Origin of the sequence: Paenibacillus dendritiformis (genome assembly GCF_945605565.1) — a bacterium.
Taxonomy (GTDB): Bacteria; Bacillota; Bacilli; order Paenibacillales; family Paenibacillaceae; genus Paenibacillus_B; species Paenibacillus_B dendritiformis_A.
This window is the reverse complement of the sequence record NZ_OX216966.1, coordinates 3,376,213-3,395,969: the sequence shown is the minus strand read 5'-3', so window position 1 is coordinate 3,395,969 and position 19,757 is coordinate 3,376,213. Positions and strand designations below refer to the sequence as shown.

Here is a 19,757-nt window from a genome sequence, read left to right as displayed (position 1 = left end):
CAGGCGAATCTTATCGATTCGCCGTTGCATCTCTAGCTTTTCGTTTGTCCTCAATATGCACCGGACCGGAACATGCCGATCCGGAGCCGGTCTTGCCCCGTTCAGCCCTTGAATCCGTTGTACATCGCGCTCAGCAGCGTGCCCGTCTTGTCGCAGCTGTACTCCCAGAACATGATCCCTCTCAGATTCTGCTCTTGAATATAGCTGCACTTGCACGCCAGCGACTCCTCGTCATCGTACGTAATGAAGGTGCTGCCGTCGAACAGGTACGGCGCCTTCGCTTCGTCATCCCAGTAGCGGGTGAAGCCGTTGCGGTTGATATATTCTTCCGCGAGACGGGAGTAGTCCGGCCCGTAGCCGCCGGATCCCGGGGTCATTTGCAGATAGCCGTTATTGACGGCCGGAACATCCTTCCACATTCTCGAATAGAAGGCGGCGCCAATGACGATTTTCTCGCGCGGCACGCCTGCGTTCGTGAAGAGACGAACCGATGCGTCCACGCTGATGCGGAACAGGTCTCCCGTCGACGCATACAGATTGGTGTGGTGCCCGGTCAGAGTCTGGAATCCGCCGCGCATATCATAGGTCATCAGCTGAATGAAATCGAGGTATGATTGCACCTTATCCATCTCGGTTCCGTCGATGTAATACTGATCGGCCCCCGCGGCAATCGTCAGCAAGTAATGGCGGCCATCGGCTTCCCCTTGTCTGTCGATGGCTTCTCGCATCTCCTGCAGCAGCAGCGTGAAATTCTGCTTGTCCGCCGGACTGGATTGAATTCCCGCTTCCGAATAGCACGGATACTCCCAGTCCAGATCGATCCCGTCGAAGGGATGGTTCCGCAAAATCTCAACCGCAGACTCCGCGAACTTGCGGCGTCCTTCCGCAGTGGACGCTGCCTCGGAGAACCCGCCGGCGCTCCAGCCGCCCACCGACAGAATCACTTGGAGCTCCGGGTTATATTCCTTCAATTGAGCAATCGATCCAAGATTTTTCAAATGCGCCACAGTAATGCAGTCTTCCTTCACATAACCGAACGCTACATTCAAATGTGTCAAACTCGCCGCATCCACCGGGGTAATCTCCGGCAGGACGCCATCCACCGCATAGCCGGCCAATATGTATTTATGAGCTGCCATAACTCTCATTCCTTCCAGGTGCGTTTTCGATATCATCATACCACAGACGGAAGCCGAATGAACGTCCAAAATGTTATGAAAAGAACCGCCTGAATGTTCTTTTGCCCCCTGGCCGGAACTATCAGGCAGTCCCCTTCCGGTCATCTTCATACCATCGATTGCGGCTTCACGATGTCATCGAACTGCTCCTCCGTAAGCAGGCCGGTGCGAAGGGCCGCTTCCTTCAGCGTCAGCCCCTCCTGGTGCGCCAGCTTCGCGATCGCCGCCGCCTTCTCGTAGCCGATATGCGGGTTAAGCGCGGTCACAAGCATTAACGACTGCTCCAGATTGCGCCGGATCACCTTGCGGTTCGGTTCAATGCCGACGACACAGTGGTCATGGAACGATTGCATCGCATCCCCCAGCAGCTTCGCTGACTGCAAGAAGTTGTATATAATCACCGGTTTGTATACATTCAGCTCAAAATTGCCCTGACTTGCCGCCATCCCGATCGTGACATCGTTGCCCATCACCTGACAGACGACCATCGTAAGCGCCTCAGCTTGCGTCGGATTCACCTTGCCAGGCATAATCGAGCTCCCCGGTTCATTCGCTGGAATGAGAATCTCTCCAATTCCGGTTCGCGGACCGCTTGCCAGCCAGCGCACATCGTTGGCAATCTTCATCAGGTCGGCCGCCAACGCCTTCAACGCGCCGTGGAGATGAACGATCTCGTTATGGCTGGTCAGCGACTGGAACTTGTTCCGGGCCGTGATGAACTCGCGACCGGTCGCCTTGCTCAGCTCTCTAGCCATCAATTGTCCGAACTTCGGATGCGCGTTCAGCCCGGTGCCGACCGCCGTTCCGCCAATCGCCAGCTCCAATAGAGCGCCGGAGCTCTCGATAATGTACTCCTCGCACTTCTCCAGCATTCGGTGCCATCCGCTGATCTCCTGCCCCAGCGTAAGCGGCGTCGCGTCCTGCAAATGCGTCCGTCCAATCTTGATCACATCGCGGAACTGCTTCGATTGGTTAAGCAGCGTGCTCTTCAGCCGATGCAGCGCAGGAAGCACTTGATCCTCCACCGCGATGAACGCGGCGACATGCATCGCCGTCGGGAACGTGTCATTCGAGCTCTGCGATCGGTTGACATCATCATTCGGATGCACCCGCATGACGATCCCCTGCTCGGCCAGCAGTTCATTCGCCCGATGGGCAATCACTTCATTGACGTTCATATTCGTCTGCGTGCCGCTTCCCGTCTGCCAGACCACCAGCGGAAAATGATCATCATACCGGCCGTCCAGCAGCTCCTGGGCCGCCGCAACAATCGCCTCGCCCTTCTCCTTCTCGAGCTGTCCGAGCTCGCCATTCACGCGGGCGGCACACTGCTTAATCAAGGCCAGCGCGTAAATGACCTCGCGCGGCATCTTCTCTGCGCCGATTTTGAAATTCTCCAGGCTGCGCTGAGTCTGAGCCCCCCATCGCTTATCCACAGGAACCTGCAATTCGCCGAATGTGTCCCGTTCCACCCGAACATCCATCGGACTCACCTCCATTATCATCATTCACTGCCGTTTCTCATATCTTACAGCCAAAATGCCCTGCCCGAAACTTCTTCCGCCCCCCTCTTTATTGTTCCTTCCAAATGCGATATACTAGCTGATCGTGACAACCAAGATCAAAAAACTACGAGGTGCATAAACCGATGTCTGCCCGAAAATCATCCCATCTCTATCTGCTTCTCATTATCGGAATCATCGCAATCTCCTTTTCCGCCATTTTCGTCAAATGGTCGGAAGCCCCCGCTTCTATTATTGCCATGTATCGCCTGTTGCTCACGAATCTCGTGCTGCTGCCCTGGGCGTTCGCTTATCGTGCGGAATGGCGCGCGGTTCGCGGCAAGGACTGGCTGCGCATGGGGATATCCGGCCTGTTCCTGGCGATCCACTTCCTGCTCTGGATGGAATCGCTTCGTCATACAACCGTCGCGAGCTCGACAATGATCCTGTCCTTAGAGCCTATTCTTGTCATGCTCGGTTCATTCTGGCTGTTCAAGCAGCGGACGACGCCGGCGGCCTTGGCCGGGATCGTCATCGCCATCTTCGGCGTCTTGCTGATCGGCTGGGGCGATCTGCGATTATCGGGACAAGCGCTGTACGGCGATCTGCTGTCCGTGCTCGGTACCGTTGCTGTCGTCGTACATATGCTGCTCGGCCAAGATTTGCGCCAACGCATCTCATCTTATGTATATAACTTTACCGTCTTTTTCGTCGCCGGAGCCGTACTTGCCCTCTATAACATGGGAGCCGGCTATCCGATGAACGGCTATCCTTCTCGCGAGTGGCTCTTGTTCCTGCTGATGGCGCTCATTCCGACGGTGCTCGGCCATATGCTCTTCAACTGGCTGCTGAAATATGTCAGTGCCACCTCCATCTCCATGAGCGTGCTGGGCGAACCGGTTGGAGCCAGCCTGCTGGCCTGGATTCTGCTTGGCGAGATGATGACGGCGCTGCAGGCATCCGCCTGCGTCCTGCTCATTGCGGGCGTGTGGATTTTCCTTCAATTCGACAAGCCCAGACAGGTTAACGTTCCGACCGCGGAGACGAGCCTGTCGCCGAAATAGATCAAGGCACTGCCCCTGCTTCTTGCCCACTATCCCATTGCTTCAGCACACATGAGCCGGGGGCGGGCCTTTCGTTCATTATCCCATCGACTCAGCACATATGAGCCGGGGCGGGCCCTTCGTTCACTATCCCATTGCTTCAGCCACATATGAGCCGGGGGCGGGCCTTCGTTCACTATCCCATTGCTTCAGCCACGCATGAGCCGGGGGCGGGCCTTTCGTTCACTATCCCATTGCTTCAGCCACGCATGAGCCGGGGGCGGGCCTTTCGTTCATTATCCCATCGCTTCAGCACACATTGCTTCACTACACATAAGTCGAGACGGGCCTTTTGCCCGTTATCCCCTTAACTCAGCGATAAGCGATAGGTACTCTGTCCTCCCGAGTTCTCCCTTTCCGTCAGGGCGCTGGCTGAGCCGAGGGGAGAATGGACAAAAGGGGAGTAAAACCACCTCCCTACACCTCCCTATTCTCGAAATAACCGCGCATCCACGACAATCCTTCTCATTCCATCCTGGGTAAATCCTGTTTACACCGTTTACTCAATAATTATATACTTTGCTGCGTTGCACCAACCCGCCTGTGGAGCCTGCTGCCTGTCCGCCAACGCAGCAAGATCACTACGCCGTGAGCGGACACGCGAAGCTGTCCGCCATCCGGGCGGGGTCAGTCTGTTCGGGAACCGCTTCGGCAACTATAACCAGGATAACGAAGTGGTGTCCTCACTCCTTTCCGTCCCTGCTGCCGGGCCGACTGTTTGCTCTTGCACCCATTCGATGGCATACTGTAAAGTATGAGATATTTTCATAGCAAGAGGTAGGAGGAATGAATGCATGAGACGAAGTAACAGACAGCGCACAGGCTTGACCCTCATGGCCCTGCTTATCATCTCCATGATGGTCGTCGCGGGTTGCGGCAACGCGAGCGGCGCAGGCAGCGCCAAGCATCCGCTTGTCACGATTGAGATGGAGAGCGGCAAGAAGATTGAAGTGGAATTGTATCCGGACACCGCTCCGAACACCGTCAACAACTTCATCTCGTTAGTCAACAAAGGCTTTTATGACGGACTCATCTTCCATCGGGTCATTCCCGGCTTCATGATCCAGGGCGGCGATCCGCAAGGAACCGGAATAGGCGGACCAGGTTATAGCATCAAGGGCGAATTCTCATCGAACGGCGTAACCAACGATCTGAAGCATACGGAAGGGGTTATCTCGATGGCCCGTTCCACGGATCCCGATTCGGCCGGCTCTCAATTCTTCATTATGGATGCGGATGCGCCTCATCTGGACGGGCAGTACGCCGCATTCGGCAAAGTGACCTCCGGAATCGAGACGGTGCATGAGATTGCCAACGCGAAGCGGGATGCGAATGACCGTCCGGCAGAGGATCAGAAGATTAAGAAGATCACGGTAGATACGTTCGGCGTTGAGTATAAGGAGCCGGAGACGATCAAGGAACCGGAAAGTAAATAAAACGCGAAAGAACCCCTACTGGAAGATATTCCGGCGGGGGTTCTCTATCGTTATTGTGTGCTTATACCTCAAAATAGGCCGGCTTGACGCAGACCGGCTTCGAGACCTCAACGCTCTTCCCGGTAAATGTCAGCTTGCCGGTCGCCTTGTCCACGCGGAACAGAACCAGGTTGTTCGTATCCCGGTTCGCCGCGATCAGGTGACGTCCGCCCGGTGTCAGCGCGAAATGACGCGGATGCTCCCCTTCCACGGACACATGCTCCACTAGCGTCAACGTTCCTGCCGCCGTGTCGATCGCATAGACGGCGATGCTGTCGTGACCGCGGTTCGAGCCGTACAGATAGGCTCCGTCTTCCGATACCGCAATCTCCGCGCACGTATTCTCCCCGCTGAAGCCCGGAGGAAGCGTCGGCACGGTCGCAATCGGCTGCAGCGTTCCCTGCTCCGCATCATAGTGATAAGAGGTAATCGAGGAGTCCAGCTCATTGATGACAAAAGCAAGCTTCCCGTTCGGATGGAACATCATATGGCGTGGACCCGCTCCCGGTTGGGCAGCTGTCTCGCCATGGAACTGCAGCTTGCCGCGTTCCTTGTCGATCGCATAGGCCCGAATTCGATCGATGCCCAGGTCCGGAACGAACAGATAACGCTCGTCCGGGCTGAAGAAGGCGGAGTGCGGATGCGGCTTCTCCTGCCGGTCGCCATTCGGCCCGTGCCCTTCATGCTGCTGAACGTCCAGCTGTTCGCCGACACGGCCGTCGTCCGTCAGCGCAACCAGCGCTATCCGTCCGCCATGATAGCTCGCCACTACAATATGGTTGCTGCCGGAATCGCGCTGAATATGGCAGGTCGGCGCATCAACCGTGAAGGAGCGGTTCAACAGTTCCAGCTTGCCTGCCGCCGGATCGATGGCGAAAGCGGCCGCTTCCCCTGTCTTCCCTCCGTCCCCGTTCGTTCCTTCCACGATCGAATATAACCGGCGGCCTTCCGCGTCCAGATTAACGAAGGTTGGATTGCGAAGGCCGGATACTTCATCTGTCAATGTCAGCGATTCATTCTGTTCGTCGAACTCGTACACATAGACCCCGCTGCCGGAGCCGTCTGCATAGGAACCGACAAAAACAAGCATACGTTCTGCCATGTTGTCTTCCTCCTTGTCACATCCTGTTACTTGTCCATTGTTCTAATGTACACTTATCCGCCGCGGCAAATCAATAGCAGAAGCAAGTTCTTCCCCCTGATGCAAGGATGCAAGGATGCAAGCTGTGGCGTCGGGGGTGCATCATGAACCGGCGCGATCTGAATGTCCCGGTCAATAAGCAGCGATGTCCCCCGCTTCCCGGGAGACACCGCTACTGTTCTTCTCTCGATTCGATTAAGACAATCTCTCCAGCTCATCGACGAGCGAGCCGACATAAGCGACGGCTTCCTCGATCGCAGCCGGGCCGGACATATCAACGCCAGTAATCTTGATAAGGTCGAGCGGCTTCAACGTGCCGCCTGCCTTGAGTGCCTGAAGCCAGCGATCGACGGCCGGCTGGCCTTCCTCCTGGATCATCCGCGCGGCGGCGGTTGATACCGTTAACCCTGCGGAATACGTGTACGGATACAGGCCCATGTAGTAATGCGGTTGGCGCATCCACGTCAGATGAGCGCCCTCATCCAGCTCCACAGCGTCGCCCCAGAACTTGGCGAGGACAGCGCCTTTTTGCTCGGACAGCGTCTTCGCGGTAAGCGGCTCATTGGCGGAAGCGAGATCATATACGCGGCGCTGCATCTCCCCTTCGAGAAGATGCGTCACAAAGTTGTGATAGTATGTGCTCAACAGCTGCTGAATGACCCATCTCTTCATCCGGTTGTCCGACGATTGCTTCATGATGTGCTGGGCCAGCAGCATCTCGTTCATCGTCGACGGCGCTTCGATGAAGTACATCGCCGGACGGTACGTCGCATACGGCTGATAGCGGCCGGCAAGCGCGAAGTGGCCGGCATGGCCCAACTCGTGCGCCAGCGTGAATGCCCCGCGCATATTGTCCGCCCAGGAGATGAGAATGTACGGATGCGCCCCGTACGGCGACGAACAGAACGCGCCGGTCGATTTACCGATGTTATCGGCGTAATCAATCCAGCGATTGTTCAGCGCGTCTTGCATAATCTGGCCGTATTCCGGACCGAGCACCTCCAGCGATTCGGCAATCAGCTTCCCTGCCTCTTCGATCGAAATATGCGGATTGTATTCCGGATCGAGCGGCGCCTTCAGATCGCAGAACATCATCTTGCCGAGCCCGAGCTCGCGCTGCTTCAGCTTGGCGTAGCGGCGCATGTGAGGCGCCAATTGCTCCTGGATAATATCCAAAATATGATGATACATCTCGAGCGTAACTTCCTGGGGCTGCAACAGCATCTCCGTAACGGAGTTATACTTGCGCAGGCGGGACAGGACGATCTGCTTCTTCACTTCCGTCGCGTACGTCTGCGCGAACGTATGCTGGTACGATTTGAGCGTCTCCGAGAAGGAGGCGTATGCAGCGCGGCGCAGCGTATGGTCGGCGGACATTTCATATTTGCCTTCATAGAGGGCGAACGAGACCGGCCACTTCGTTCCGTCCCCTGCCTCCACGTCAGCGAATGACATATCCGACAGCTTGCTGCGCAGATAAATGCGGTACGGTGCGCCGAACAGCTCGCCCAACGAAGCGAAAGCGGCTTCGGTCTCCGCGGACAGGCGATGCGGCTTCGTCTCGAGCAAATCGGTCAGCCCTTTGCGGTAGATGGCCAGCTTCGGCTCTTCCTCGAGGAATCGCTCCACCGTGCCGTCCGGCAGCGCCAAAATCTCGGACGAAATAAAGGACAGCTGCGAATTGACTTGCGAGAGCATATCGCCCGCGATGCTGGAGTTCGCCTGGTTGACCGGATCCGTGCCGTCCCCGGACTGCTGCAGATGCGCATATGTATTTGCCCGTGACATTCGTACAACGAGCGCGTCCCGCGCCTCGAGACAGGCGAGCAGCGAGGCTGCGCTCTCGCCCAGCTTTCCTTCATACCGGGCGACCTCGGCCACATCCTTTTGAATCTGCATCAATTCTTCCTTCCATGCTTCCTGAGTTGAAAACAGATCGCTCAAATTCCATGTCTTCTCGTTCGGCACTTCAGAACGTTTCGGTCTAGCTTGCATGCGATCAACTCTCCTTTTTGCCATAAAATAGAATATCCACTCTATCCTGAATACGATGTTATCACAAAACGGACACAAATAGAGCCGATCCTTTGAAAAAGAAAAACACTCCCCGGCAGTTTCCGAGGAGCGCGCATTGTCGTACTCCGTTCCAAAGCCCGCTTTCTTCATGTTACGTCATCCAGCAGCGATTGCTCCCGGACGGCCGGATGATGCACTCCCCGCTTCCATACGAGGACGAACGACTCCCCGCGCATCCGTTCATTCGCCGGCAGTGCCTGCAAGTCGCCGAAAACACGCTCGACCGACAAGATTTGAGATTTGTGGGCACGCAGCGCCGCCGCCTTCATCTCCCAATACGGCGCGGCATCCAGGCTGATAACCGAACCCGCCTCCGCCTCGTGGCCCGTAAGCGGCATATTGTAGTACAGCTTCTGCACATGCGGGCAGATCCCGCTCCATACCGCCTCGTTGACGGCATGATGGATGGCGATATGATCCGGATGCCCGCTGATTCCATCCTCGGGAAAAGTGATGACGACCGCAATGCGATGCCGGTTGAGGAACGCGGCAATCTTCGCGACAAGCTCGCTGCGCGGGACGGAAGACAATTGTCCGTCCGGATAACGCAGGAGCTCAATGTCCGCCAAGCCCATAATCGCGCCGGCCGCAGCCAGCTCCCGCTCCCGCCGCGCAGCCAGCTCGTCCCGGGTCATCGGGCCAAGCCGGCCGGGCTTCCCCGCCTCTCCGCTCGTGGCCGTCAGCAGGGCAGCAGAGACGCCCTGATCCGCCAGGGAGCGGATCAGGCAAGCGCATCCGAACGTCTCGTCGTCCGGATGCGCATAAATCAATCCGACGGTATGTGTCAACGCAGTTTCAGCTCCTGTTCAAGTTATATGCGAATACGTAACATTATAACGGAGCTGGATGCGGCGCCACAACCTTGGCCAGGCTCCCCTGCGGGATATGTTAGCGGCCAATGCATGCTGCAGCGCTTCTGCGATGACTTCGTCGGGCAGCGAGTAGTCCGCCGGCACCCTGCTCAGCAGTTGACTCCACAACATGTCATCCGCCGGTTGCGGCTCGGCGGCCTGGACAGGTTCTGGCGGCGGCGGCGTAATCGCTTCTGCATCAGGGGCCGGGACGCCATGTGCCGCTTCGGCAGCCGGCGGCGGTGATGGCGCTTCTTCAGCGGGTGGAGTCAGCGGTGCATTCAAGGCTTCCTCCTGAGGCGCGGAATCCGGGGTGAGCCCCCCGCTGCGCGATGGCTGAAGCGGATGCACTCTCTGCTGCAGCCGCTCCCCGAGGGCCAGCCGCAAGCCGCGCTTGCCTGGCGTGCTCCGGGACTGGCGGCGCAGCCTTCGTCTGGCGCCTTCACGCATCACCATCCTTTTCTTCCCCGCCTCCATCCTCGGCCGGGCCTCTTCTGCTCTCTTGCGCCCGATAGTACTTGTCAGCTTCGCCATAGTATGCGGCACCTCCATCCATTAATCTGAGCATGTTACCGGAAATGGCGGGCCTCTTCATCCATTCCGGCAGCGCTGTGATATATATCGAGGATCCGCCCGGTCATCGCCTCCAGGGACCAATGCGCCCTGCCCCATGCCTGCGCCTGCGCGCCCACTTGCTGCCGGAAGGAGTCATTATCAAGCCCCAGTCGCAGATGATGCAGAAGCTGTTCGCTGCGTCCCGCCTCGGATACGAGGCCGGTTACGCCGTGCTGGACCATCTCCGGAATTCCGCCCGCATTGGATACGATGACCAGCTTGCCGGCAATCTGCGCCTCCATGACCGAGACGGGGTGGTTATCCTGAAGGCTGGGAAGGACGAACAGATCCGCCTGCCTCATCAGGGCGGCAGCATCCTGACGTCTGCCAAGGAAGAAGACTTGCTCTGACAGGCCCAGCGCCGCCGTCATGTCCCGCAGCTCCGTTTCGGCCTCTCCGTCTCCCACCAGCCAGCAGACCCAATCCTGGCGAATCGCCTTCAACGAATGCAGAGCTTGCAGCAAAAAGACATGTCCCTTGACGGCATGGAGCCTCGCCGGACAGATGATTACCTTTTTCCCTTGAGGCGGTTCCCAGTCGGTAGGCGCTGCCATCTGGCGGATGAAGGCTTCGACGTCCATTCCGTTTGGCGAGACGATCAACTGGTCCGGATGTACCCCGAACTCCCGGATCATCAGGTCTTGCAGCCAGCGGGTAGGCATGATCGTTCGTCGCGCACAGGATGCGCCCAGCCGTTCCATTAGAGCTGAATAAGCCCAAAGCGCAGGGCCCCGCTCGGGCGCATCCAGCCCCATCACCTTCAGGTTGCGGAACGATTCCAGGGCGAGGCAGCCGTGAATCGTCGTCACGAGAGGCATTCCCGGCGGCTTGATGCGCGATAGGGCATAGGCGGATACGATATCCTGCGCATGAATGATGTCATACTCGCTTATATCCAGAAGCAGAGCAGCCAGTTCAAACCCGTACCGCTCCACTTCACATTGCCGAATCCACGGATCCAACCCGGGCAGATGGTTGTCGAAGTATCGGTTGGACTGCGAGGAGATAAAAGGGAGAAACTTCTCTTTTTCCAATACCCTGTTGTGGGGGTAAATGCCGAATCCGCTCTCGTCCGGGGTTGGACATAGAAAATCGGCCTGATGTCCTTGACGTTCCAATCCCGTCTTCAAATGTTCGACGTAGGTGTTTAGTCCGTCTACATGTGGAATCCCCCGGAAGCTCGCGATCAGGATCTTCATCGCTCTCCATCCCTTTGGTGTAATGTCCATTTATACTATGACGGAACGGCATCTGTTGAGAGGTACAGGTACCCTGATTTTGGAGCGTGAGCCGGGAACGGGTCAGACGTCCATCTTCCTTCCACGTAGTCAAAAATGGAATCCCATAGAGCAGGTGAAATAGGCGATTATAGGTATCCGCAGCGGACAACCCGTAATTCGAAACGGGCAGATCGAAGATTGCTCCGTCGTGCGCCCCTGCGGCATATTTTCGTATACGGCCGCGGTCGAAGCGAGTACGAATTGGCGTATCCCGCTTTCGCGGCAGACGCTCGATAGCCCCGGCGCCCGCTTTACGCGTCGAGCCCTTCGGTAACCCAGGCCAGCGGATTGACGAGTGCCGACCAATCCTGCTTCATCTCGGCGGCAGTCAGCAGACATTCGTCCAGCCCGCGCTCAATCCGGGAACGATCCGGAGCAATGCCGATCAGCACTAGCTCGTTCATTCGGTCTCCCCATCGCGCATGCCAGCGCAGCCGCATGTCGGGCTCCTCCTCCAGGATCATCTCCCTCTCTTCCGGTGTCGCGGCAGCGAGCCAATAGCCGGCCGGCCCGATCTGGATGGAATGTCCTGCCTGGCTCAGGCTTACGGCGATATCCGATGCCGGGGCCAGCCAGAGCATGCCCTTGGCCCGGATGATCTCTTCCGGCCAGTCATTCATGAACCGGTAGAGCCGTTCCGGATGGAATGGATGCTGACGCCGGTATACGAAGGAAGAGATGCCGTACTCCTCGGTCTCCGGGGTATGGGCTTCGAGTTCGCGCTCCTCAATCCAGGCAGCGGTGTGACTGGCGCTCTCGAAGTCGAACAGCCCGGTGTTCAGAATTTGCTTCGGATCGACCTGACCGTTCACGGTGCGAATGATGCGCGCCCCCGGCTGCAGCTCCCGCAGCACGCCTTCGAGCTTCTTCAGCTCCTCTTCCTCCACCGAGTCGCACTTGTTCAACAGCAGCACGTTGCTGCATTCAATCTGATCGATAAGGAGATCGACCACGCTCCGATTGTCCTCCTCGCCCGCCTGCTGCTTCCGATCGAGCAGCGATTCACCGGAGGCGAAATCATGCCAGAACCGGCTCGCGTCGACGACCGTGACCAGGCAATCCAGCCGAACGAGAGAGGGAAGATCGATGCCCAGCGCTTCGTCCGCATACGTAAGCGTCTGCGCTACGGGCAAGGGCTCGGAGATTCCTGTCGACTCGATCAGAATATATTCGTATCGTCCTTCCTTCGCCAGCCGCTCAACCTCCCTCAGCAGATCTTCGCGCAGCGTGCAGCAAATGCATCCGTTCGACAACTCCACCAGCTTCTCCTCGGTCCGCGACAGGTTGGAGCCCGACCTTACCAGATCGGCGTCAATATTGATCTCGCTCATATCGTTGACAATTACCGCCACCCTGAGTCCTTGGCGGTTGTTAAGCACATGATTCAATACCGTCGTCTTCCCGGCGCCGAGGAAGCCGCTCAATACCGTTACGGGAACTTGTCCGCCCGGATTTGTACCCGGTGCTTTCGTCTGATCTGCCATACGTATCATACCCTCCGTTAATCGTAATTTTTACGATTTAATAATATAGGCGTCATCCCTCTGCTGTCAAGCGTCCCGAAGCACAAGCCTCGCGGCGAAGATCTTGATATCTATTCGAGCCGAGCTTCCTTATACGCTCTCGCGTTTGCTTTCCTGACTGCTAGATGAGCCTTTCGGCGCTCTTTTGATCGTCCTCCCATCGGCTCAGTTACGTTCAACCGCCCAGCCATTTCTGCAGGCGGGATACTTGCTTTGTGTGAGACACATAGCAGCTGGTCATTGAAATTGTTCTGTATACGATGCCGGGGGCTGATTGCTCGGCTTCCCTATGTCTATTTAATCATCAAAAAAACTGCCTTGCGGCAGCTTTTTCTTCCGTTCAGAGCGATCACAGCTCCAGCATGTTCGGTTCTTCCTGGTGGATTTTGACGCTCATCACGAGCCCAATCGATATCATATTGGTGAGCAGCGAGCTTCCGCCGTAGCTGATGAACGGCAGCGATAAGCCCGTAAGCGGCATCAGCCCGATATGCATCGCGATGTTTTCGAATATTTGCAAGGTGAACATCGCAATAATGCCGATAATGAGATAGGCGCCTTCCAGATCTTTGCATGTACCTGCAATGAGCACCATACGATAAATAAGCGCAAAAAACAGCAGGATCAGGCAGGCGGAGCCGAGAAACCCGAACTCCTCTCCGATGACGACAAAGATCGAATCCGAATAGCTGTACGGAATATAACCGTTATGCACGAAAAAGCCTTTCAGAAATCCGTCTCCCGAAAAATTCCCCGACCCGATCGCCCGGATCGAATTCATGACATGCCATCCTCCATCCGGGTTGCTCGCAGGATCCAGGAATGCCTCGATACGGGAAAACTGATGCGGCTTGATCAGCTTAATCAACAAGTCGCGATTGTGATAATACAGCACCAGAATCGTTCCGACGGCGGCGGAAGCTGTTGACAGGCCGACGATCATATGGGACAGTCGCGCATTCGCCATCCACAGCATGGCGACAAAAATAGATACAAATACGATTGTCGTCCCCAGGTCCGGCTGCTTGTAAATCAAGTACATCGGAACCGCCACAACAAGGCCTAACGGCACGATATCCTGGAACAGTCTCAGCGTCTCGCCATCCCTTCGTCCCAGCAAGCGGGCCAGCAGCAAAATAATGAACAGCTTCATGAACTCGGAGGGCTGAAATTGCTGGCTTCCGATCGCGATCCAGCGCGTAGAGCCGTTGATGTTAACCCCTTTGAACATGACCAACAGAAGCAAGCCGATGCCGATAACGTAAAGGATGACGGATAAATAACGGACGACGATGCGGTAATCGAACCAGGCGGTAACAAGCAGCGGGATGAACAGAACAACGTAGAGCTTGATGTTGTCCATGTGCATACCTTCATATTTCGTATTCACCGTTGCGCTATAGACGACGATGGTGCTAATCGCCATGAAGCACAGCACCAGCCAGAGCAGCAGCGGATCGAGCCGCTTCCATTTTCGCAGCATTAGGTTGTACCTCTTCTAAGTATTGAATCGTCTGCCCTGCATGACAAACAAACCCTTCAGCTTGCCGAAGGGCGGGAACAGGAAGATCTTGACTCACGTGAATACTACCCCATCCCCCTGCCGTTGTCAACCGCGAGCGCAGACTGCCGGCTGCGCCGGATAATTTCGTTATTTCGGTGTAAAAAACGGGCCGCCTCCAGGCAAACCCGCTGTGTCCCGCGTCTCTATTTGGCTGCCTGAGCTTGTTGCCGGCTTAACTCCGACATGATCGCTTCCCGCATCCCCTCGTAAGAAATGTCCTCGACCTCTTGCCCGTTCACCAATATCGTCGGCGTGCCGCCAATCTTGAACTTGCGGGCAATCTCCATATCGGCCTTTACCGTATCGAGATGCTTCAGCTCCTTCAGCTCGGCTCGGAACTGTTCGGCATCGACAGACGGAATGTCCCGCTCTACCAGACGGGTAAGGAAGGATTCGTTCGCCCAAGCCTCGTCCTTCTCGCCCTGAAGCTCATTGATCCGCTGGTGGAATGTCCAGAACGCGGATTCGTCCATATGGAACAGGATCTCCCCCGCGACGGCTGCCAGCTCCGAATCCGGAGCCAGAAATGGATAATGGATATAGTAGAAGGCGGCGGTGCCGTCTGCGATAAATTCCTCATGCAGCTGCGACAGCACGAGCTCGGTCCAGCGCTTGCAGGCCGGGCATTTGTAATCGCCGAATTCGACGATGCGGATCGGAGCGTTCCGATCTCCCATCGCGGGCTGGCGATCATAGTTCAGCTCCTCTTCCGGAACCGCTGGGGAAGCGGACAATGCGGAAGGCTGTCCTTCCTCGCGGCCGGACGTCCCGGCAAGGCTTGCCGCCAGCCATATGAGCAGCAGCACAAGCACCACGGCGCCGGCCACCAAGACTCCCTTACTCATGGAAGATTTGTTCTGCAATGGGCCTCATCTCCTTTTCATCGGAAAGAATCACCGGTCACGGCCGGGGCAAGCCTAGCCGAACCGACGCCAGTATATCCCATTGTCTGTCCGTCCTCAGTGCATTAGATCATATCGTCTGCAGTACCGGCCGCTGCCGCCATGCCGGATGATTCATCCCCGGTCCGTCAAGCACGTCCGGCCAAGACAGGCAAGCGGAAGCTCGTCATATAGAGCTGATTCACCTGTTCGAAGCCAAGGGAGCGATAAAGACGGATGGCAGGCTCGTTATCATTGAACACTTCCAGCAGAACGTAAGAGGTCAGCCGGGCAGCCGTCCGGACCAGTTCCGCTGTTATTTTCGCGCCATATCCCCGTCCCCGCCGCGAGGCGATCGTGCCGATGTTCCCCAATTCCGCCGCCTCCGCACTGTACACATGGTACCCGCCGACCGCCACCAGTTCATTGTCTTCGAAGATGCCGACGCATGGATATTGGAGCTCTTCCTCCGTGAAGGCAATCGATTGAAATTCCCGCATCCGCTTCACAATTCTCTCCTTGTGCTCCGGCTTCAGCGGAACGACCTGTCCGTCTGCCGGGGGCAGCGAGCCCGGATCCGGATGCATCATCGTCATGAGCGGCCGGTAATGGATAACCGAATGTAATTGGGGCTCCAATCGCCGCCTCACTTCTTCGCTCAAAATGAAGCTGCCTTCCGCTCCTGACGGGAGCATTGCATCCGACTGGATCCGCTTCACTAGCGGCTCTATGGCGAACCTATCGCTGAGCGGCAACACCGAGAACGCATGGAACGGCATTCCGCGCAGATAGGCCAATACGCCCAACATCTCGCCTTCCGGCGAAAAATGCCCGTAGTGGATCGAACGGGAACGCCGCGAGGTCAGATAGGTATAGTACAAAAAATGTTCATCTTTGCTGACATGCCCCAGCAAGGCATCCAATTCTGTTTCTGTCAGTCTTCGCAGCAAGGCGATCCCCTCCCCTTTTTTTCACGCTGCCGATTCCGTCATACTGCCTTGGGCAGGCATTCCTAGTATAGTACTTGCCCCTGCGTCAATGTCAACGGGAAGCCAGGTCCGCTCTCCGCTTGCCACGGCTCGGGCTTTCCTGGGCTCTGCCTTCCGTTGGCCCATCCTGAAGGGAGAAAAAAGCGTCGATTCCCCCCGAACCAATGGGCTGCGCAAGCATATACATATACAATAATTCCCCTCTCCTAAAAAAGTTGCCCTAATGAAAATAATTGTTGGCAACACAATACTTTTGTCCTATACTAATAATAACAAGAGCGGGGGAACCGGAGAAAATGCGGTTGCCGCTCTACTCGTGAGGTTCGGACATTGGGAGGAGGAACATCATAGATGTCAACTACAGAGAGAAGTTTGGCAGAAGCGGATACGGGCAGCCGCCTGCGTCTCTCCCGCATCGAAGTGGAAGGAGTGCTGCGCCGGCGGCTTCTCGATCTCGGGTTCGTGCCGGGCAATACGGTCGAGGTGCTGCAGCGCAGCCCCCTCGGGGATCCAGTCGCGTTCCGCGTGAACAATACGACCATCGCACTTCGCAGAGAAGAGAGCACGCGCATACACGGGGAGATTATGGGAGGTGAGGATGAATGAGCGGATATCGAATTGCCCTCGCCGGTAACCCGAACACAGGCAAGAGCACTTTGTTCAATACGTTGACAGGGATGCGCCAGCATACCGGGAACTGGGCAGGCAAGACCGTCATGATGGCGGAAGGAGAATTCGAGCATCAGGGCACACCGTTCCGCATCATTGATCTTCCGGGCACCTATTCCCTCTACTCCAATTCGGCGGATGAGGAAGTCGCCCGGGACTATATTATATTTGACAACCCGGACGTGACGGTCGTCGTGCTGGACGCGACCTCGCTGGAGCGGAATTTGAATCTCGCCATGCAGGTCATGGAGATGACGAACCGTGTTGTCCTCTGCATCAACCTGATCGACGAAGCGAAGCGTCTGGGCGTCCGCATCGATGTCGATGCGATCTCCCGCAAGCTGGGTGTGCCTGTAGTCGCCATCTCGGCACGCAGCCGGATTGGCATTCCCCAGTTGCTCGACAAGATCGAGCAGGTCGCCTCGGGCAAGCTCGTGCCCCAGCCGCTGCAGATTCAATACAGCGATCATATTGAACGGAAGTTTGCCGAACTGGAGCCGGCGATACGTGAGCATCTTGGCGACCGTTATCCGGCCCGATGGCTCGCATTGCGGCTGCTGGATAATGATGAGAATCTGCTTCAGACGATGAAGAAACGGATGAAGGAAGACCAGACGATGACAGTGAAGGAGACGGTACCATATGGCTACACCGCTTGCCACTAATTCCCCCGACTCACTCGATTCGCTCTTGACGATGGCCAAGAACCTGACGAACGGCAGAGAGGTCCGGGACGATATCGTCGGGGATATTTATAAGACGACTCACAGCATTTGCCGCGAAGCGGTCCGCTACGAAGATAAGAAGAAGCTGGAGAGCACGTACCGGCTTGACAAAATCGTCACCTCTCCGATTTGGGGATTCCCGATTATGCTGGCGATACTGGGCGCGGTCTTCTGGATCACGATTGCGGGAGCGAACGTGCCTTCCGCCCTGCTCTTTGACTTGTTCAATACGATCGAAGGCTATTTGACCGCCGGATTCGAGGTAATCCATGCGCCGGCGTGGCTGCATGGCGTACTCATCCTCGGTTTCTTCCGCGGCACCGCCTGGGTCGTCAGCGTCATGCTGCCGCCGATGGCGATCTTTTTCCCGGTCTTCGCCCTGCTGGAGAACTTCGGCTACTTGCCGCGCGTCGCCTTCAACATGGACCGCCTGTTCAAGAAGTCGGGCGGGCATGGCAAGCAGGCGCTGACGATGTCGATGGGCTTCGGCTGCAACGCCGCAGCTATTTTGTCTACCCGCATTATCGAATCGCCGCGTGAGCGGATGCTTGCCATCTTGACGAACAACTTCGTGCCCTGCAACGGACGCTGGCCAACCCTGATTCTGCTGTCCTCTCTCTTCATGGTGTCAGCAGGACTCGGTTCCGGCATGCAGACGCTTGTTACGGCCTCGGTCGTCATGGGCATGGTCATGATCGGTATCGCCGTTACGTTTACTGTATCATGGGTATTGTCCAAGACCGCCCTGCGCGGGGTGCCGACCCACTATACGCTGGAGCTTCCTCCGTACCGCAAGCCGCAGTTCGCGAAGACGGTTCTGCTCGCATCGCGGGACAAGTCGCTCAATGTGCTGACGCGTGCCATCATCGTGGCCGCGCCTGCTGGAATCATCACCTGGATCCTGGGCAATATTTTTGTCGGCGGGGACAGCGTGCTCAATCATATGGCCAGTTTTTTCGAGCCGTTCGCCCATGCGATCGGACTGGACGGCTTCATCCTGATGGCCTTCATTCTCGGCCTGCCCGCGAATGAGATCGTGCTTCCGATTCTGCTGATGGGATACTTGTCTACCGGCGCGTTGGTCGATGCGGACGGCATGGACAACATTAAGGACATCTTCCTGAACCATGGCTGGACCTGGCTGACAGCGCTCAATATGATGCTGTTCTCCCTGCTCCATTATCCATGCGGCACGACGCTGTTCAATATTTACAAAGAGACGAAGAGCGTGAAATGGACCGTACTGTCCGCTCTCATCCCCCTCGCCATCGCGATTGCCGTCACCTTTACAACGGCTCAATTGGCAAGAGCGTTCGGCTGGGTATAACAAGAGAACATGCCTGTTGGCAGCACGAGCTGGTGCATACGGCTCGTGCTGCCTTCGTGTGCGGGGCATATCGCTTCTCCCCGCCGGCCTAATCGGCGTCATCCGGTGCCTCGGCGGCCGGATCGCGTCCACTGGCATTTCTCTGCGCTTGCGATGTGCCGGCCATGCCGCGCAGCCGTTCAAGCGCCATATTGACCGCAATCGCATCATCAAGGTACCCGATTGGAAATACATAATCCGGGATAATGTCGACAGACAGGATGAAATAAAGCAGTGCGCTGCCGAGCACCGCTTTTTCTTCCTCCGATACCGCCGGATCGCAAAAGCAAGCATACATGTCGCGCAGCTGCTCAATGAACGGGCCTTCTCCGCTCACCTTGCTTACTTTTTCCTCGAAATCTTGATGAATCAGCCGCTTGCCTTCCTCGGTGCGGGCGTAGCGCTCGCATTTCATCAATTCCTGCCGCACCCGTTCGGTGCTGAACTCCGGCTCATATAGCTTCGAATGCCCGAGCACTTGCTGAATCGCATCGACGGAGGCATGCATATCCGTCCTCCCGTCCCGCTCGGAACCGACGGAATAGCCTGCCGCCCGGTACAGACGCTCGGCCGGAATGGCGAGAACAGACGCGATGCGGTGAATATATTCCGGCTTGACCGCCTGCTTCCCGTTGGCCATCCGGGAGATGGTCGCCGTATCAATTCCCGTCTGCTCGCTTAATTTGCGCATCGATAGGGAGCGCTCCTTGAGCAATAATTTCAACTGATGGCCGAATTGCGGTACGTTATCCGTCTGATTCATCCTATCCCCTCCTCTCTATGGCGAGAACATTGATGCCATGAAGGCACAACGCCATT

17 protein-coding genes are annotated in these 19,757 nt (G+C 56.8%); 5 read left to right on the top strand and 12 right to left on the bottom strand.

All coding sequences use genetic code 11. The features are described 5' to 3' along the window. Nucleotides 1–101 precede the first annotated feature (101 nt). Complete coding sequence (locus NNL35_RS14855; RefSeq protein WP_006677598.1) at nt 102–1,139, bottom strand: glycoside hydrolase family 18 protein; 1,038 nt, start codon at nt 1,137–1,139, stop codon at nt 102–104. A 146-nt stretch (nt 1,140–1,285) separates the two neighbouring features. Next, on the bottom strand, nt 1,286–2,662 hold the full coding sequence (gene fumC / locus NNL35_RS14850; RefSeq protein ID WP_006677597.1) for a class II fumarate hydratase: 1,377 nt from the start codon (nt 2,660–2,662) through the stop codon (nt 1,286–1,288). A 164-nt stretch (nt 2,663–2,826) separates the two neighbouring features. Between fumC and NNL35_RS14845 the strand changes: the two genes are divergently transcribed. Continuing rightward, nucleotides 2,827–3,744: a DMT family transporter gene (locus NNL35_RS14845; RefSeq protein ID WP_006677596.1), complete on the top strand. Its 918-nt coding sequence runs from the start codon at nt 2,827–2,829 to the stop codon at nt 3,742–3,744. A gap of 833 nt (nt 3,745–4,577) precedes the next feature. Further along, nucleotides 4,578–5,219: a peptidylprolyl isomerase gene (locus NNL35_RS14840; protein ID WP_254553562.1), complete on the top strand. Its 642-nt coding sequence runs from the start codon at nt 4,578–4,580 to the stop codon at nt 5,217–5,219. 61 nt (nt 5,220–5,280) lie between these two features. On the opposite strand, the gene NNL35_RS14835 is transcribed toward NNL35_RS14840, so the two are convergent. From NNL35_RS14835 to NNL35_RS14795, 9 genes are all read right to left on the bottom strand, one after another. After that, on the bottom strand, nt 5,281–6,360 hold the full coding sequence (locus NNL35_RS14835; protein WP_254553561.1) for a lactonase family protein: 1,080 nt from the start codon (nt 6,358–6,360) through the stop codon (nt 5,281–5,283). Between the two features lie 234 nt (nt 6,361–6,594). Beyond that, on the bottom strand, nt 6,595–8,394 hold the full coding sequence (gene pepF, locus NNL35_RS14830) for an oligoendopeptidase F (RefSeq protein WP_254553560.1): 1,800 nt from the start codon (nt 8,392–8,394) through the stop codon (nt 6,595–6,597). A gap of 167 nt (nt 8,395–8,561) precedes the next feature. Further along, nucleotides 8,562–9,263: a PIG-L deacetylase family protein gene (locus tag NNL35_RS14825; RefSeq protein ID WP_254553559.1), complete on the bottom strand. Its 702-nt coding sequence runs from the start codon at nt 9,261–9,263 to the stop codon at nt 8,562–8,564. An 18-nt stretch (nt 9,264–9,281) separates the two neighbouring features. Further along, on the bottom strand, nt 9,282–9,860 hold the full coding sequence (locus tag NNL35_RS30395; RefSeq protein WP_276540135.1) for a hypothetical protein: 579 nt from the start codon (nt 9,858–9,860) through the stop codon (nt 9,282–9,284). Nucleotides 9,861–9,895: 35 nt separating this feature from the next. Further along, the gene (locus tag NNL35_RS14815) at nt 9,896–11,140 is read right to left on the bottom strand and encodes a glycosyltransferase family 4 protein (RefSeq protein ID WP_254553558.1); all 1,245 of its coding nucleotides are present in this window, start codon (nt 11,138–11,140) and stop codon (nt 9,896–9,898) included. 332 nt (nt 11,141–11,472) lie between these two features. Then, nucleotides 11,473–12,705, bottom strand: coding sequence for a GTP-binding protein (locus NNL35_RS14810; RefSeq protein WP_254553557.1), 1,233 nt, complete (start codon nt 12,703–12,705; stop codon nt 11,473–11,475). 388 nt (nt 12,706–13,093) lie between these two features. Continuing rightward, on the bottom strand, nt 13,094–14,227 hold the full coding sequence (locus tag NNL35_RS14805) for an FtsW/RodA/SpoVE family cell cycle protein (protein WP_111154424.1): 1,134 nt from the start codon (nt 14,225–14,227) through the stop codon (nt 13,094–13,096). A gap of 224 nt (nt 14,228–14,451) precedes the next feature. Beyond that, nucleotides 14,452–15,153 (bottom strand): DsbA family protein, encoded by a 702-nt coding sequence (locus NNL35_RS14800; RefSeq protein WP_254553556.1) that lies wholly within the window; start codon nt 15,151–15,153, stop codon nt 14,452–14,454. A 185-nt stretch (nt 15,154–15,338) separates the two neighbouring features. Next, complete coding sequence (locus NNL35_RS14795; protein ID WP_254553555.1) at nt 15,339–16,139, bottom strand: GNAT family N-acetyltransferase; 801 nt, start codon at nt 16,137–16,139, stop codon at nt 15,339–15,341. Nucleotides 16,140–16,529: 390 nt separating this feature from the next. Between NNL35_RS14795 and NNL35_RS14790 the strand changes: the two genes are divergently transcribed. The 3 genes from NNL35_RS14790 to NNL35_RS14780 are packed head-to-tail and all read left to right on the top strand — an operon-like array spanning nt 16,530 to nt 18,899. Continuing rightward, nucleotides 16,530–16,784, top strand: a complete 255-nt coding sequence (locus NNL35_RS14790; protein ID WP_254553554.1) for a FeoA family protein — start codon at nt 16,530–16,532, stop codon at nt 16,782–16,784. Further along, complete coding sequence (locus NNL35_RS14785; protein WP_254553553.1) at nt 16,781–17,512, top strand: FeoB small GTPase domain-containing protein; 732 nt, start codon at nt 16,781–16,783, stop codon at nt 17,510–17,512. Before NNL35_RS14790 ends, NNL35_RS14785 begins: the two co-directional genes overlap by 4 nt. After that, a complete protein-coding gene (locus NNL35_RS14780; protein ID WP_254553552.1) occupies nt 17,490–18,899 on the top strand; it encodes a nucleoside recognition domain-containing protein in 1,410 nt (469 codons plus the stop codon). The genes NNL35_RS14785 and NNL35_RS14780 overlap by 23 nt, the downstream gene beginning before the upstream one ends. A gap of 88 nt (nt 18,900–18,987) precedes the next feature. On the opposite strand, the gene NNL35_RS14775 is transcribed toward NNL35_RS14780, so the two are convergent. Then, on the bottom strand, nt 18,988–19,701 hold the full coding sequence (locus NNL35_RS14775; RefSeq protein WP_254553551.1) for a DUF1232 domain-containing protein: 714 nt from the start codon (nt 19,699–19,701) through the stop codon (nt 18,988–18,990). Nucleotides 19,702–19,757 lie beyond the last annotated feature (56 nt).